We start from the raw sequence: 13,699 nt of genomic DNA, 5'->3' as shown, positions 1-13,699 counted from the left end.
CCCATCCCTCCACGAGCGAGGGTTTGCCCGAGCGAAGTAGGGTGGGGTAGTTTACTAGAAGCCTGTCCGTCAGTATAAGTAAGACGAGCGCGAACTGGGGAGTATGTCCAAAGATGGGGAACACGAGTTCGGAGAGTACGGAGGACGTTATGTCCCCGAGATGTTAGAGGAGCCTCTCGAAGAGCTCGCCGACGACTACGACGATATAAAGGACAGTCCCGAGTTCAAGGAGAAGCTAGACGGTCTTCTGCGTGACTTCGCGGGACGTCCGACACCCCTCTACCACGCAGAGACAGTCTCCGAGAGGTTCGGCGCGAAGATATACCTCAAACGTGAGGATCTCCTACACGGCGGCGCGCACAAGATCAACAACGCCCTCGGTCAGGCTCTTCTCACTAAGGAGTCGGGAAAGAGGCGTCTCATAGCCGAGACGGGCGCGGGACAGCACGGTGTGGCGACTGCGATGGTGGGCGCGCTCTTAGACCTCGACACCGAGATATACATGGGGAGGAAAGACGTCGAGAGGCAGACGATGAACGTCTTCCGTATGCGTCTGATGGGGGCGGAGGTCAACGAGGTAACGAGGGGTGGCGAGGGTCTCGCAGACGCGGTCGACGCCGCACTTGAGGACTTCGCTCAGAACATGGAAGACACACATTACTTAGTCGGGTCGGTCGTAGGTCCCGATCCCTACCCGCGTATGGTTCGTGACTTCCAGTCAGTGATAGGCAAGGAGGCGCGCGAACAGATACTCGAAAAGGAGGGTGAACTCCCCGACGCCGCGGTGGCGTGTGTCGGAGGCGGCTCGAACGCCATAGGTCTCTTCCACGCCTTCAGGGACGACGACGTCGAGTTTTACGGAGCCGAGGGAGGCGGAGAAGGCAAGGGATCGGAGAGACACGCCGCGCCGCTTGCCGAGGGAGAGGAAGACGTACTCCACGGAATGAAGACACGTGTGATAGAAGACGACGTCGAGGTACACTCGGTTTCTGCGGGTCTCGACTACCCCGGCGTAGGACCCGAACACGCCATGTTCCGTGAGGTCGGACGGTGTGACTACCGCGCAGTAGAGGACGACGACGCTCTAGAGGCGTTCAGAAGCCTGAGCGAGGCAGAGGGAATAATTCCGGCTCTCGAATCGAGCCACGCTATAGCTCTCGCCGAGGAGATCGCTCAGGATATGGACAGGGACGACGTGATCGTCATCAACCTCTCAGGGAGGGGAGACAAGGACATGGAGACGGCGTCACAGAAGTTCGACCTGTCTTAAATCCTATTCTATTCTCTGAGCTGTCTTATCCTCTGTATGTTGTCGGCATAGCCCTTGTCGTCGTCGACGGGGGTTTCGAGTATCATCGGAAGATCCTCGAAGACATCCGAGTTGACTAAGTTCGAGAAGCCGTCGTCTCCTATCTCGCCTTCGCCGATGTGCTGGTGGTTGTCCTTCTCGCTCCCGAGAGGATCCTTCGAGTCGTTGAGATGTAGTACCTCGACCTTGTCGAGACCTATCCCGTCTTCGACCGCCTCGACGGTCTCTGCGAATCCGTCGGGGTCTGCGAGGTCGTAGCCAGCGGCGTGGGCGTGGCACGTGTCGATACAGACGCCTAAGCTGTCGTCGTCTGTCTCCGCCTTCTGTATCATCTCGTCTAGCTCGTCGAATGTCTTCCCGAGAGTCGTCCCCTTTCCGGCGGTGTTTTCCAGCAGGAGGGTAACCGAGTCAGGTATGTCGATCTCGTCGATACCCTCGGCGACCCTCTCGATGCCGTTATCTCTCCCCGATCCTGTGTGCGCGCCGGGATGGAAGACGAAGTACTCTATGCCGAGTTTCGCGGCGGACTCTAACTCGGATTCGAGGCAGTCGGTCGACTTCTCGAAGAGGTCGTCCTTCGGCGTCGCTAGGTTGATGAGGTAGGTCGAGTGTACGACGTAGGGATGCTGATCCGCCTCGTCTACTGCGGCTCTGAAGGCGTCGGCTTCGGCGTCGTCGTAGTCGGCGACCGACCACGTCCGGGGCGATCCCACGAATATCTGTCCACAGTTGCCGCCGTACTCCTCCTCCCTCTCTATCGCGTTCTCGACGCCGCCCGCGACTGAGACGTGCGCTCCGACTTTGAAACCGGTCATAGACGGAGTTGGGTGGCTTAAGCAAAACCTGTTTCCCTTGTCCCCGAGAAGGGTCACCATGGACGAGACAGACGAACACGAGAGATGGGAGGCGAAACACTCGAGCGACGAGTTCGAGCTTCCCGAGAACCCTGTACCTGAACTCGAACGCCTCGTCGACGAGTTCCCCGACGGACGCGCGCTAGACGTCGCGACGGGGACGGGGAGAAACGCCGTCTTCCTCGCCGAGGAGGGCTACGAGGTCGATGCCTTAGACATCTCCGAGACGGCACTCTCGGAGGCTCGCGAGACAGCGAAGGAGAGAGGGGTCGACGACGCCGTAAACTGGATACTCGCCGACGTAGACAGCTTCGACGTTCCGTGCGACTGTTACGACGTCGTCGTAGTGAGCTTCTTCGACGGTCTCGGACTAATACCCGACCTAAAGGAGAGCCTCAGAGACTGCGGCGTGGTCGTCTACGAGCACCATCTCAGGTCGGCTGACGAGGTCGACTACGGACCGAGCGACGACAGACACCGCCTGAGGTCGAACGATCTCCTTCGTGCTTTTCTGGACATGACTGTCCTCGTCTACAGGGAGGAGACACGCGTGGAGCACGACGACGGCGAGGAGAGACGTGGCGCGGTAGCTACCGTAGTGGCGAGAAAGAGTTCCGGTAGAAGACAGTCGTACCCCGAAACCGAGTACTAACACTAACCCCGACGTTCACGTAGCTCGTCGAGGAGGTCGTCGAGTTGGATCTCCTTCGCAGCGAGGAGAACGAGTAGATGGTATATGAGGTCGGCGGACTCCTCGACCACCTCGCCGGTGTCGTCGTCCTTCGCGGCTAAGACGACCTCGGTCGACTCCTCGCCTATCTTTTCGAGTACGGCGTTTATTCCCTTCTCGTGTTCGAAGAGCGACGACGTGTAGCTCTCGGGCGAGGGGTTTTCACGTCTGTCCTCGACGACCTCGAAGAGTTCACGGAGTATCTGTACCTGTGTATCTGTGTCCCTGTCTCCGCCTTGGTCGGTGTCGATGTCGGTGTCAGTATCAGTATCAGTCATTCTCAGTCTCCGTCTTGTCTTGGTCTTCGAGTACCATCCTGTGTATCCTGTAGTCTCCCGTAAGCTCGGGATGGAAGCTCGTTCCGACCACAGAGCCGTCACGTACTGCGACTACCGAGCCGTTGACCTCGGCGAGAACCTCGACACCCTCGCCGACCTCCTCGACAGCGGGCGCACGTATGAAGACGGCGTGGAACGGCTTGTCAAGTCCCTTGACGTCTATCTCCGCCTCGAACGACTCCTTCTGTCTCCCGAAGGCGTTCCTGTCGACGACTGCGTCTATGACACCGAGGCTCTCGACCCTGTCGTCCTGTGGATCTCTCGACGATACTATGAGACCCGCACACGTCGCCAGCATCGGCTTTCGGTCGTCGACGTGGTCGAGTATCTCGTCGGCGATTCCCTCCTCAGTTACGAGAGACGAGATCGTCGTACTCTCTCCGCCGGGGAGAACCAGAACGTCACAGTCGGGAACCACACCCGACGAACGTATCACGACAGTCTCGACATCTATCCCGAGGTACTCGCCCGCCTCCCTGACCGCAGTCTCATGTTCGGAGACGTCTCCCTGGACTCCGATTATACCCACTTTGGTCGTCATGTGGTAAGAAAGAGTTAGATCTTCAGTTTTATTTTATTTCAGTTTCCGCGGTGCTGGAGACGTTCTTCCTCCGAGAGTCCCGACGACGAACGTCCCTTCATTCCTCCGCCGACGTTCCTGGCGATGTCGGCGAGTTCGTCGGGGTCGTCGTAGTTGTTGACAGCCTCGACGACTGCGCGTCCCATCTTCTCGGGGTCTTCTGCACCGAATATTCCGCTGCCGACGAATATTCCGTCACAGCCTAACTGCATCATGAGTGCGGCGTCTGCGGGTGTCGCGATACCTCCCGCGGTGAAGTTGACGACAGGGAGACGTCCCTTCTCGGCGGCTTCGTTGACGAGGTCGATGGGAGCCTCCATCTCACGTGCGAAGTTACGTCTCTCCTCCCAGTTCATGCCTTCGAGCTTACGTATCGCGCTCTTTATCCTCTTCTGGTGCTTGACGGCTTCGAGGACGTCTCCGGTACCCGCTTCTCCCTTCGTACGTATCATAGCCGCGCCCTCGTCTATACGTCTGAGTGCCTCGCCGAGGTCACGTGCTCCACAGACGAAAGGCGTCGTGAACTCGGTCTTGTTGATATGGTTTTTGTCGTCAGCGGGAGTGAGAACCTCCGACTCGTCGAGCATGTCCATGCCTATCGACTCGAGTATCTGGGCTTCGGCGGTGTGTCCTATACGCACCTTGCCCATAACAGGTATAGAGACGGCGTCGAGTATCTCCTCGTTCTGTTCGACGGGTGCCATCCGTGCGACACCGCCTCTCTTCCTTATGTCGGCGGGGACTGCTTCGAGTGCCATGACGGCGACCGCACCGACCTCCTCGGCGATCTTCGCCTGTTCGGCGTTGACGACGTCCATTATGACGCCGCCCTTCTGCATGCTAGCGAAGCCGCGTTTCACGAGATCAGTCCCGCGTTTGAGGTTCTCTATATCCGTCTCTTGGGTTTCTGCCATTACTGAATTGTCGGCGAGAATCCGCTTAAGAATTACGACTCCGCGGACAGTTACCGCGATCCGAAACGTGTCATAACAAATGGCAATAGCTTTTGTCGTGTCCCGGTGAAGTTCGAGACAGATGTTAGGGTTACGGCTACCCGAGCGCGTCGTGAGTCTCGGTCTGAGGCACTCGAAGAAGATAGCGGTGATCAACATAGCAGGGACTCTCTTCGGCTACTGGTACTACCGGTTCCAGTTCGCCGAGACACCTGTCCATCTCTGGATGCTCGTGAGCGACTCGCCGAACGCCACCCTCCTGATAGCTCTCTCACTCCTCCTCTACTCGTTCGGTAGGGGGTCGGAGGTCGTCGACTCCCTCGCCTTCTTCGGCAACCTCAAGTACGGTCTCTGGACCGCGGGAGTCCTCGCGGCTTTCCCCGACGCCTTCCTGGGCTATAACTCGGTTCCGATGTATGCCTTCCTACTCTTCTCACATCTCGCGATGGGGGTACAGGCGTTCTTAGTATTCGAGTACGCCGACATAGGAAAGAGAGGCTTCGGCGTCGCGTCGGCGTGGTTCGTCCTCAACGACGCCGTCGATTACAGCCTGGGAATACATACGTCACTTCCCTCGGGAGCCGACGTCGGCTTCGCACGTACCCTCGCATTCGGTCTCACCGCGGTGAGCCTCGTCCTACTCTACTACTTAGGCGTCAGGGGAGAGCCTCGGTCTCGGATTCGTTCTCAGTCTCAGTCTCGTCCTTAGAGACACGCAGGTGACAGCCGAGGCTCTCGTCGTTTTCGAGTGCTGCCTCGGTTATCAGGAGACCCACGACTGCGGCGTTTCTGAGTGAGTATAGCTCGGGGTCGACACGTCCACGTATGAACGACCTCGCCTCTCCGAGTACCCTCTGTACCTCCGTGAGTGCGTCTTCGAGGCTTTCCTCCGTCCTCCTCAGACCGACTTTCTCCCACATCACCGACTGGAGCCTCTCGAACTTCGCGTCACAGAAGCCCTCGGGGAGGTCGCGGTCTATCTCTACGGAGTCGAACTCCTCGACCTCGAAGCCTCCGACCTCCTTTCGTGAGGCGTCTCTTCCCGCCCTTAGACCCCAGACGAGACCTTCGAGGAGCGAGGTCGACGCGAGTCGGTTAGCGCCGTGGACACCCGTGCGTGCGGTCTCGCCGACTGCATAGAGACGGTCGAGAGACGTGCGTCCGTGGGTGTCTACGTCGACGCCCCCACACAGGAAATGTTCTGCGGGCTTTACGGGGACTAAGCCCGTCTCGAACTCTTCGTCTGTGAGGTTCGAGTGGGCTGACGGGAACCTCTCCTCGAAGTCGAACTTCTCGATAACGGGGTTTATGTCGAGATAGACCTCTCGGTTCTTCCTCTCGTCGTCGACGGCTCTGGCGACTACGTCACGCGGTGCGAGTTCGAGGTCGTCGTGGTACTCCGACATGAATCTCTCGCCGTCTTCGTTTACGAGCTTCGCTCCCTCTCCCCTGAGAGACTCGGAGAGTAAGAACTCCCTATCGGCGTGGACGGTAGGATGGAACTGGACGTACTCGGTGTCTTCGAGACGCGCGCCCTTGAGAGCCGCCATCGCTATGCCGTCGCCCGTGGCTACGTCGGGGTTAGTCGTGTGTCCGTAGACCTGTCCGACGCCTCCCGTCGCGAGTACGGTCGCGCCAGCCTTGACACTCAAGACATCCCTTCTCTCTCGGTCGGCTACGACGGCTCCGTGTACCTCGTCGTCTCCTAAGAGTTCGAGAGCGGTGTGTCGGTCGAGTATCTCGACGTCGGTTGAGTCGAGGTAAGAGACGAAGTCTCTGAGTATCTCGGCACCGGTCTCGTCGCCCCTGTGGAGTATACGTCTGCGTGAGTGTGCCGCCTCCTTCGTGAGGTCGTAGTCAGTATCGCCGTCGCGTGTGTCGAACTCTACTCCGACCTCGTCTATGAGGACGTCACGTATAGCCTCGGCTCCCTCCTCCACGAGTACCTCGACCGCCTCCTCATCGGACTCTCCACAGCCAGCCTCGACGACGTCCTCGACGAACCTCTCGACTGAGTCGTCGTCTCCGACGGTGGCTATGCCTCCCTGTGCGTACCTCGTGTTAGACTCCTCGGGACGTCTCGCCTTCGTGACGACGGTGACGTCCGCGCCTTCTTCGAGCGCGGAGTACGCCGCCGCACAGCCCGAGATTCCTGAGCCTATTACGAGTACGTCGGTCTCTATCATATCGACATCATCCTCTCAAGCGCGACGTTGGCTAGGTCTTCCTCGTGGTCGTCGACGTCGATTCTGTTGACGACGTTTCCGTCGGCGAGCTCCTCTAAGGCGTAGACGAGGAAGTCGGGATCTATCTGACGCATCGCGTTACAGTCCATACACTCCTCGCCACAGAGACCGAATATCTCCTTGTCGGGGTTCTCGCGCGCGAGCCTCTTGACGAGATGTAGCTCAGTACCGATTGCCCACGTCGATCCCTCGGGAGCGTTCTCGACCTTCTCGATTATCTGTGAGGTCGAACCGTCGTAGTCGGCAGCCTCGACGACCTCGTGTTTACACTCGGGATGTACCATGACGTTGACGTCGGGATGGAGTTCGCGGGTCTCCTCGATGTCGGAGACGTCGAACCTCTCGTGAACCTGGCAGTAGCCCTCCCAGAGTATGAAGGTCGCATTCTCTATCTCCTCGCGCGTGTTTCCGCCGAGAGTCTCCTCCCACGGGCTCCAGACGACGTAGTCGTCCTCGCCGTAGCCGAGCTTATGTAGGGTGTTACGTCCGAGGTGCTCGTCAGGGAGGAAGAAGACCTTCTCTCCCTCGTCGAGTGCCCAGTCGAATATGCGTTCGGCGCTCGACGACGTACAGCACGAGCCTCCCTGTTCCGCCGTGAAAGCCTTGAGCGAGGCGTACGAGTTGACATACGTGATGGGTATCACGTCGTCCTCATCGACGACTCCGGTGAGTTCCTCCCACGCGCCGTCGACCTGTATGTTCTCAGCCATTCCCGCCATCGGACACGACGCCTCCATGCTCGGGAGAATGACCTTCTGGTCGTCGTCTGTGACTATGTCGGCTGTCTCAGCCATGAACGTCACGCCCGCGAAGACTACGTACTCGGCGTCCGCCTCGGCTGCGAGACGTGAGAGCTGTAACGAGTCTCCGAGATGGTCGGCGAACCGTGTGACTGAGTGACGCTGGTAGTTGTGCCCGAGTATGACTACGTCGTCGCCCAGCTCTTCCTTGGCTGCGCGGGTTCTCTCTATCCTCTCGTCCTCGGGTATGTCGCGGTACTCGTCGGGGAGTGCTCCGAGGGCGTCGCTGTACTTCCAGAAGCTGAGTGCTGCGTCGTTGGTGAGAGACATGTTTGAATAATATTTTTCTTCAAACAGCGTTATCTAACGCTTTTTGTGTTCGTCGTTATTTAACGAAGACGGGTTTTGAATATATAGGGGTTTCGGTCGTTTGTGACGTGACAACACGCAGGTTTATTATTTTCGAATATGAGCTTTCTGGCGGAACTCCCTAATAAGACGAACCCGTCAGTTACGGCATGGATCTCAGACTCAGACGCGATCTCGCGAGTGGACTCGTGATACTCGCACCCGTGGCGGTGACCGCCTACATCGCCTACTGGCTCTTCGACAAGATCGCGTCACTCCCAGGGGCGAAGTTCTTCGGGATAACGCCGTACGCGTCAGTCAACCAGTTCGTACGTGTCGTGGTCTCGGTCTTTGTGATAGTCGTTCTACTCGGCGTCGTCGGACGTCTCGTGAGGACAGCTATGGGTGTCGTCGTCGAGAGACAGGTCGACAGGCTCGCAAACAGCATACCCGGACTGCGTATGGTCTATAACGCCACGAAGATGGGCGTCGAGACGGCGATAGGAGGAGCCGACGAGTTCCAGAAGCCCGTCAAGGTCGAGTTCGAAGGAGCACGCCTCACGGCTTTCAAGACGGGCAACACGACCGACGACGGGAGGGAGATACTCTTCCTTCCGACAGCACCCAATATAACCACGGGGTTCGTCATAGAACTCGAACCCGAGAGGATAGAGGAGACAGACGAGTCGGTCGAGGACGCCTTGACACGTACGCTGAGTGCGGGATTCGGTGACGCAAACAAGGACAAGGACAAACGCGGCTGAGTCATGTTTCACGTGTCAGTACTTCTTGAGTAGCTCTCCGAAAGGGTAGTAGAAGTCGAGATGTTCATGGCTCAGGCTTCCGGGGTCGGGACGTCCTCCCGTCTCGCCGTCGACGACTGACCGCGCGACTTCGTGCGAGTAGACGTAGTTGAGACGGAAGTAGTCACGTACGAGATCCTCGGAGACGACATCTGTGAGCGCGTCGTAGACCTGTCTTCCCTTCTCTATCGCGTTTTCGCAGTCGGGTTCGGGGAAGAACTCACGCGAGAAGAAGGCGTATATGTAGTCGTCGGAGTCGAAGACACCGGGGAGAATCTCTTCAAGGCTCGCTTCTCCCACGAGGTCCTCGTTGAGGGAGTCGGAGAGAGGCTCAACGGATCGCCACTCGGGAGGGTCATCGCGCGTCCTCTCACCGAAGCCCTCGACACAGCAGTCGGGGTAGCCGTGGAGAGTTCCCTGGTATCTCTCGAATCCCCTTTCTTCGTCAGAGACGACAGCCTCGACGTTCCTACGTAGTATCTCGGAGGGATCGACGTCTGAGTCGGAGCCGAAGAAGTAGGTGCGTGCGCCGTAGTTGAGACTCTTGGCGTGGCGCACCCACTCGGGTACAGTAAACGAGTCACCGGGATGCTCGTCTTCGAGAAAGGGTATCTCGGGAATCTGGGAGAGTGCGTCACGCATCTCGTCGGACGTACTCATCAGCGACTCGTCGTCGAACGACTCGGGTTCGACACGGAGACCCGTCAGCATCTTGTAAGACTGGTGGAGACCTCTCTCTCGGTTCTGATAGCTACCGAGGTCTCTGACAGCTTCTATGTTGCCCTCGAAGTAGGTCGAGTCTATCTGTATGCTCGCGCCCTTCTTGACGCCAGCGAGGACGGGGATCGTCTCAAGTGCTACGAAGCCGGGGAGTCTGGGACTAACTCGCATCTGACTTCATCCTCAGTCTATCCAGACCGTCTTCCGGTTGACGAACTCCCTTATTCCGTGTTCGGAGAGCTCACGTCCGTAGCCCGAGTCCTTGACGCCGCCGAAGGGGAGACGCGGGTCGGACTTGGTGAGTTCGTTGACGAAGACACAGCCCGCCTCGATCTCGTGGGCGATTCTTTCGCCACGTTCCTTGTCACGTGTCCAGATGCTCGCACCCAAGCCGTAGTTCGAGTCGTTCGCCATCTCTAGAGCCTCTTCCTCGTCGGCGACCTCGAAGACCGCGGCGACGGGTCCGAATACCTCCTCGTCGGCGGCGGGACAGTGTTCGGGGACGTCTGTGAGAAGCGTCGGAGGGTAGTAGAAGCCGTCCCTGTCGAGGGGCTCTCCTCCGAGATGTAGCTCAGCCCCTGCTTCGACGCTCGCCTCGACCTGTTGGTGTAGAGACTCCATGAGGTCTTGCCTCGCCTGTGGACCTATCTCCGTCTCGTCGTCGATAGGGTCGCCGATAGCGAGCGATCCCATCTCGTCCCTGAGACGGTCGACGAACTCGTCGTAGACGTCCTCGACGACTATGAACCGTTTGGCGGCTATACACGACTGTCCCGAGTTCTGGTTCCTCGCGCTCGCACCCTTCTCGGCGGCTTGGTCGAGGTCGGCGTCGTCAAGGACTACGAAGGGGTCGCTCCCTCCGAGTTCGAGTACCGTCTTCTTGAGGTTCCTGCCCGCGGTCTCGGCTACCGTCCTTCCCGCCCTCTCGCTTCCGGTAAGTGTGACAGCCTTTATCCTGTCGTCACCTATGAAGCCGTCTATGAGGGATGACGGAGCCATCAGACTCCTGAATACGTCGTCGGGGAAGCCCGCCTCCTCGAAGACCTCCTCTATGGCTCTCGCACAGCCCGGGACATTCGACGAGTGTTTTAGGAGACCCGTGTTCCCCGCCGTGAGGGTCGGGGCGGCAAAACGGAAGACCTGCCAGAAGGGAAAGTTCCACGGCATCACAGCGAGGACTGATCCGAGAGGCTCGTACGAGATGTATGTCTTCGTTCCCGGAGTCGCACCCACTACGTCGTCCTGGAGATGTTGGCTCGCGTTCTCGGCGTAGTAGTCACAGACCCAAGCGCATTTCTCGACCTCGGCGACCGACTGTGTTATCGGCTTCCCCATCTCGTTGGTGATTACCTCGGCGTACTCCTTCTTGTTGTCGCGGAGTACGTCGGCGGCGTCCGCCATCAGCGACTCACGTTCCTCGATACTGACATCGCTCCAGTCTTCGAAAGCTTCGGCAGAGTGATCCAGAATACGGTCGACGTCTTCGGAGTCGTGTTCGTCGAAGGTCTTTATAGTCTCACCCGTCGCGGGGTTGACAGATTCGAGAGCCATGCGTAAGTCTTCTCGGGATTCTCGGATATAGTTTGGGGTAGTCGAGAAGACACGACGACATACACTACACTACACTAAGTTGAAGTACCCCGGATAGCAATACGCGGTATGGACGACATCGGAGGAAGGGTCGAGGAGATACTCGAAGTCGACGCCGAAGAGTTCGACGCACGTGTGAGGGAGGACGCCGAGTTCGTGAAGCACGAGCTCAGCAGGGGGACGTTCAACAACCCTCAGGCTATAATCGGTCTCGAACACGAGTTCTACGCGGTCGACGAGTCGGCTGAGAGTCCATACCTCGCGAGGGTTCCACGTCCTCTTCTGAGCTACATAGGCTTCGAGAAGGAGCTGGGTCTCCACAACGCCGAGATGGTGACATCCCCCCAGCCACTCAACGGCTACGGCATAAGGGCGCAGGAGAACGAGGTCAAGTCGAAGCTCAAGATCGCCCTCGAGACGCTCAAGACAGACAGACTCCGTCTCGTGTCGAGTGGAATATGGACGATACCGCCACAGGGAGAGACTGCGCGCGAGTACCTCTTAGCGGGGGCGGAGGACGACGGCGTACATATAGCTTCGAATATGTCCCCGAGCGTGAGATACCACGCGATGAGTAACCAGATGCTCCGTATGGAAGGCGACATAGAGCTTAAGGCTCCCCACGTCTCGCTCGAATCTAAGACGGTGATGCCCGAGTCTCTGATCACTTCCATACAGCCCCATTACCAGGTGCCTCAGGCTTCGGAGCTTCCGATGTATTTCTCGTACGCACTCAGGATAGCTCCCGCGATACTCTCTCTCGGCGTCAACTCGCCCTTCTTCCCCCCCGACCTCTACGACGACGTCCCCGCGGATCTAATAATCGAGGACGCGTGGGACGAGTCACGCATAAACGTCTTCGAGAGTGTCCTCAACTTCCGTGACAAGACCGAGAAGGTCTCTTTCCCACGTGACATAGAGACAGTAGAGGAGGCGGTCGACGCGATAGCCGACGACGAGGTATACGTCCCGATGCCGATAGACGGCGGATCGAGGTTCGACGACGAGTTCGGACATCTCAAGATGAAAAGAGGAACCTACTGGAGATGGATAAGACCCGTCTTCGAGGGCTCTACGAGGAGCGACGCCCACGTCCGTGTCGAGTTCCGTCCACTCGCGGGACAGCCCACGATAAGAGACACGATAGGCTTCCAGGCACTCTACGCCGGACTACTCACCGCACTCACGAGACTCGACCATCCCCTGATAGACCTAGAGTGGGAGAAGGCGCGCGACTCGTTCTACGACGCCGCCGAGAACGGCTTGGACGCCGAGATAGACTGGATAGGCTCCGACGGGAGCGAGTTGAACGGCGACGAAGTCTACGACGAGATGATCGAACTCGCGTCACGGGGTCTCCAGTCGTACGGAATAGACGGCGACGAGGCGTACACGTATCTCTGGCCCCTCAAGAAGAGGTACGAGGAGGGTATCACGCCCGCCGACTGGAAGAAGAAGGAGGTCAAGAGACGTCTCTCAGAGGGCGAGGAGTTCGAGACCGCCTTGAGGAAGACAGAGAGAAAGTACATAGAGCTTCAGAAGGAGACACTGTTCGAGGGGTCGTTCGCCGACTGGCTTGAGAAGTAGTCCTACCAGTCGGGGGCGAAGTCGGGATCTACGAGCCTCTCTTCTCTTTTTATCGAGTCTATCTTCTCTATGTCCTCGTCGTCGAGTTCGAGCTCCAGAGCGGCGTAGTTATCCCTTATGTGGTCGGAGCCAGTCGCCTTCGGAATCGGATGTGCACCCTTCTCGTCTATCCACGCGAGGCTGACCTGTGCCTCGTCGGCGTTGTGTTTGTCGGCGACCTCGGTAAGCTCGGGTATGTCGAAGACCTTTCCGCGTGCAAGTGGCGAGTAGGCTACTACCTCTATACCGAGTTCGTCGGCGTAACCGAGTATCTCGTCCTGCTGGAGAAGGGGATGCATCTCGACCTGGTTGGCGAGTATCGGAGCGTCGGAGACCTCTACGGCTTCTTCGAGATCTTCGGGGGTGAAGTTACTCACGCCTATGTTACGTATCTTACCGTCGTCGTATAGCTCGTTGAAGGCTCTCATAGTATCCTCCGAGTCGTAGTCGCCAGCAGGCCAGTGGACGTAGAGTATGTCGACGTAGTCGACTCCGAGCTTTTCGAGGCTCTCTTGGGTACTCGACAGGACGTCGTCGTACCCGAGGCTGTCTATCCAGACCTTCGTGGCGAGGAAGTAATCCTCCCTGTCAACGTCCGCCCTCGCCAAGCCGTCTCCGACGTACTCCTCGTTGTCGTAAGCCTGCGCTGTGTCTATGTGACGGTATCCGTAGTCGAGAGCGAACGATACCGAGTCGGCACACTGTTCGGGATCTGTGTTCTGCCACGTTCCGAGTCCTATCGGGGGTATCTCTCTGTCAGTCATGTTCTCACGTCGCGGATAGACAAGCGAGACACAAGGCTCTTGCGCAGGTTCAGGTGGAGGTGTGGATGCCGGAAAGCCGGTAAACGTTTTAGGACAGA

At 58.3% G+C, this 13,699-nt stretch carries 14 protein-coding genes; 5 read left to right on the top strand and 9 right to left on the bottom strand.

Annotated features, from left to right (window positions below):
* The first annotated feature begins 103 nt into the window (after nt 1–103).
* The gene (trpB, locus tag SV253_05645) at nt 104–1,270 is read left to right on the top strand and encodes a tryptophan synthase subunit beta (protein MDY6775547.1); all 1,167 of its coding nucleotides are present in this window, start codon (nt 104–106) and stop codon (nt 1,268–1,270) included.
* A gap of 8 nt (nt 1,271–1,278) precedes the next feature.
* Here the strand turns inward: trpB and SV253_05640 are convergent, their stop codons facing one another.
* On the bottom strand, nt 1,279–2,124 hold the full coding sequence (locus tag SV253_05640) for a deoxyribonuclease IV (GenBank protein ID MDY6775546.1): 846 nt from the start codon (nt 2,122–2,124) through the stop codon (nt 1,279–1,281).
* Between the two features lie 58 nt (nt 2,125–2,182).
* Between SV253_05640 and SV253_05635 the strand changes: the two genes are divergently transcribed.
* Nucleotides 2,183–2,815: a class I SAM-dependent methyltransferase gene (locus SV253_05635; protein ID MDY6775545.1), complete on the top strand. Its 633-nt coding sequence runs from the start codon at nt 2,183–2,185 to the stop codon at nt 2,813–2,815.
* A 2-nt stretch (nt 2,816–2,817) separates the two neighbouring features.
* Here the strand turns inward: SV253_05635 and hisE are convergent, their stop codons facing one another.
* Genes hisE through pdxS form a run of 3 tightly spaced genes read right to left on the bottom strand, consistent with a single transcriptional unit; the run spans nt 2,818 to nt 4,725 of the window.
* The gene (hisE, locus tag SV253_05630; protein ID MDY6775544.1) at nt 2,818–3,171 is read right to left on the bottom strand and encodes a phosphoribosyl-ATP diphosphatase; all 354 of its coding nucleotides are present in this window, start codon (nt 3,169–3,171) and stop codon (nt 2,818–2,820) included.
* Nucleotides 3,164–3,772 (bottom strand): pyridoxal 5'-phosphate synthase glutaminase subunit PdxT, encoded by a 609-nt coding sequence (gene pdxT / locus SV253_05625; protein ID MDY6775543.1) that lies wholly within the window; start codon nt 3,770–3,772, stop codon nt 3,164–3,166. The genes hisE and pdxT overlap by 8 nt, the downstream gene beginning before the upstream one ends.
* Before the next feature lie 38 nt (nt 3,773–3,810).
* Nucleotides 3,811–4,725, bottom strand: coding sequence for a pyridoxal 5'-phosphate synthase lyase subunit PdxS (gene pdxS, locus SV253_05620; GenBank protein MDY6775542.1), 915 nt, complete (start codon nt 4,723–4,725; stop codon nt 3,811–3,813).
* A gap of 121 nt (nt 4,726–4,846) precedes the next feature.
* Here pdxS and SV253_05615 point away from each other — a divergent pair, with 121 nt between their 5' ends.
* Complete coding sequence (locus tag SV253_05615; GenBank protein ID MDY6775541.1) at nt 4,847–5,473, top strand: DUF1405 domain-containing protein; 627 nt, start codon at nt 4,847–4,849, stop codon at nt 5,471–5,473.
* Here SV253_05615 and SV253_05610 read toward each other — a convergent pair.
* A complete protein-coding gene (locus tag SV253_05610) occupies nt 5,421–6,950 on the bottom strand; it encodes an FAD-dependent oxidoreductase (protein MDY6775540.1) in 1,530 nt (509 codons plus the stop codon). The two genes, SV253_05615 and SV253_05610, sit on opposite strands and share 53 nt — an antisense overlap.
* The gene (nadA, locus tag SV253_05605; GenBank protein MDY6775539.1) at nt 6,947–8,080 is read right to left on the bottom strand and encodes a quinolinate synthase NadA; all 1,134 of its coding nucleotides are present in this window, start codon (nt 8,078–8,080) and stop codon (nt 6,947–6,949) included. The genes SV253_05610 and nadA overlap by 4 nt, the downstream gene beginning before the upstream one ends.
* 188 nt (nt 8,081–8,268) lie before the next feature.
* Here nadA and SV253_05600 point away from each other — a divergent pair, with 188 nt between their 5' ends.
* Complete coding sequence (locus SV253_05600) at nt 8,269–8,862, top strand: DUF502 domain-containing protein (GenBank protein ID MDY6775538.1); 594 nt, start codon at nt 8,269–8,271, stop codon at nt 8,860–8,862.
* A 15-nt stretch (nt 8,863–8,877) separates the two neighbouring features.
* On the opposite strand, the gene SV253_05595 is transcribed toward SV253_05600, so the two are convergent.
* Nucleotides 8,878–9,792 carry a hypothetical protein gene (locus SV253_05595; GenBank protein ID MDY6775537.1) on the bottom strand — a complete coding sequence of 305 codons (915 nt, stop codon included), beginning with the start codon at nt 9,790–9,792 and terminating at the stop codon, nt 8,878–8,880.
* A gap of 12 nt (nt 9,793–9,804) precedes the next feature.
* Nucleotides 9,805–11,172: an NAD-dependent succinate-semialdehyde dehydrogenase gene (locus SV253_05590; GenBank protein MDY6775536.1), complete on the bottom strand. Its 1,368-nt coding sequence runs from the start codon at nt 11,170–11,172 to the stop codon at nt 9,805–9,807.
* Between the two features lie 108 nt (nt 11,173–11,280).
* Here SV253_05590 and SV253_05585 point away from each other — a divergent pair, with 108 nt between their 5' ends.
* A complete protein-coding gene (locus tag SV253_05585; GenBank protein ID MDY6775535.1) occupies nt 11,281–12,798 on the top strand; it encodes a hypothetical protein in 1,518 nt (505 codons plus the stop codon).
* Nucleotides 12,799–12,800: 2 nt separating this feature from the next.
* Here SV253_05585 and SV253_05580 read toward each other — a convergent pair whose 3' ends face one another.
* Nucleotides 12,801–13,601, bottom strand: a complete 801-nt coding sequence (locus SV253_05580; protein ID MDY6775534.1) for an aldo/keto reductase — start codon at nt 13,599–13,601, stop codon at nt 12,801–12,803.
* Nucleotides 13,602–13,699: the final 98 nt, after the last annotated feature.

Origin of the sequence: Candidatus Afararchaeum irisae, assembly GCA_034190545.1 — an archaeon.
GTDB lineage: Archaea > Halobacteriota > Halobacteria > Halobacteriales > Afararchaeaceae > Afararchaeum > Afararchaeum irisae.
The sequence above is the reverse complement of the archived record's forward strand: the minus strand, read 5'-3'. Positions and strand labels throughout refer to the sequence as shown.

What these genes read in the sequence shown, in the direction of transcription:
- SV253_05595 (MDY6775537.1), bottom strand. Translation starts at nt 9,792, where the DNA reads ATGCGAGTTAGTCCCAGACTCCCCGGCTTCGTAGCACTTGAGACGATC.
- trpB (MDY6775547.1), top strand. Translation starts at nt 104, where the DNA reads ATGTCCAAAGATGGGGAACACGAGTTCGGAGAGTACGGAGGACGTTAT.
- SV253_05580 (MDY6775534.1), bottom strand. Translation starts at nt 13,601, where the DNA reads ATGACTGACAGAGAGATACCCCCGATAGGACTCGGAACGTGGCAGAAC.
- SV253_05635 (MDY6775545.1), top strand. Translation starts at nt 2,183, where the DNA reads ATGGACGAGACAGACGAACACGAGAGATGGGAGGCGAAACACTCGAGC.
- SV253_05600 (MDY6775538.1), top strand. Translation starts at nt 8,269, where the DNA reads ATGGATCTCAGACTCAGACGCGATCTCGCGAGTGGACTCGTGATACTC.
- SV253_05590 (MDY6775536.1), bottom strand. Translation starts at nt 11,172, where the DNA reads ATGGCTCTCGAATCTGTCAACCCCGCGACGGGTGAGACTATAAAGACC.
- nadA (MDY6775539.1), bottom strand. Translation starts at nt 8,080, where the DNA reads ATGTCTCTCACCAACGACGCAGCACTCAGCTTCTGGAAGTACAGCGAC.
- SV253_05640 (MDY6775546.1), bottom strand. Translation starts at nt 2,124, where the DNA reads ATGACCGGTTTCAAAGTCGGAGCGCACGTCTCAGTCGCGGGCGGCGTC.
- hisE (MDY6775544.1), bottom strand. Translation starts at nt 3,171, where the DNA reads ATGACTGATACTGATACTGACACCGACATCGACACCGACCAAGGCGGA.
- SV253_05585 (MDY6775535.1), top strand. Translation starts at nt 11,281, where the DNA reads ATGGACGACATCGGAGGAAGGGTCGAGGAGATACTCGAAGTCGACGCC.
- SV253_05610 (MDY6775540.1), bottom strand. Translation starts at nt 6,950, where the DNA reads ATGATAGAGACCGACGTACTCGTAATAGGCTCAGGAATCTCGGGCTGT.
- pdxS (MDY6775542.1), bottom strand. Translation starts at nt 4,725, where the DNA reads ATGGCAGAAACCCAAGAGACGGATATAGAGAACCTCAAACGCGGGACT.
- SV253_05615 (MDY6775541.1), top strand. Translation starts at nt 4,847, where the DNA reads ATGTTAGGGTTACGGCTACCCGAGCGCGTCGTGAGTCTCGGTCTGAGG.
- pdxT (MDY6775543.1), bottom strand. Translation starts at nt 3,772, where the DNA reads ATGACGACCAAAGTGGGTATAATCGGAGTCCAGGGAGACGTCTCCGAA.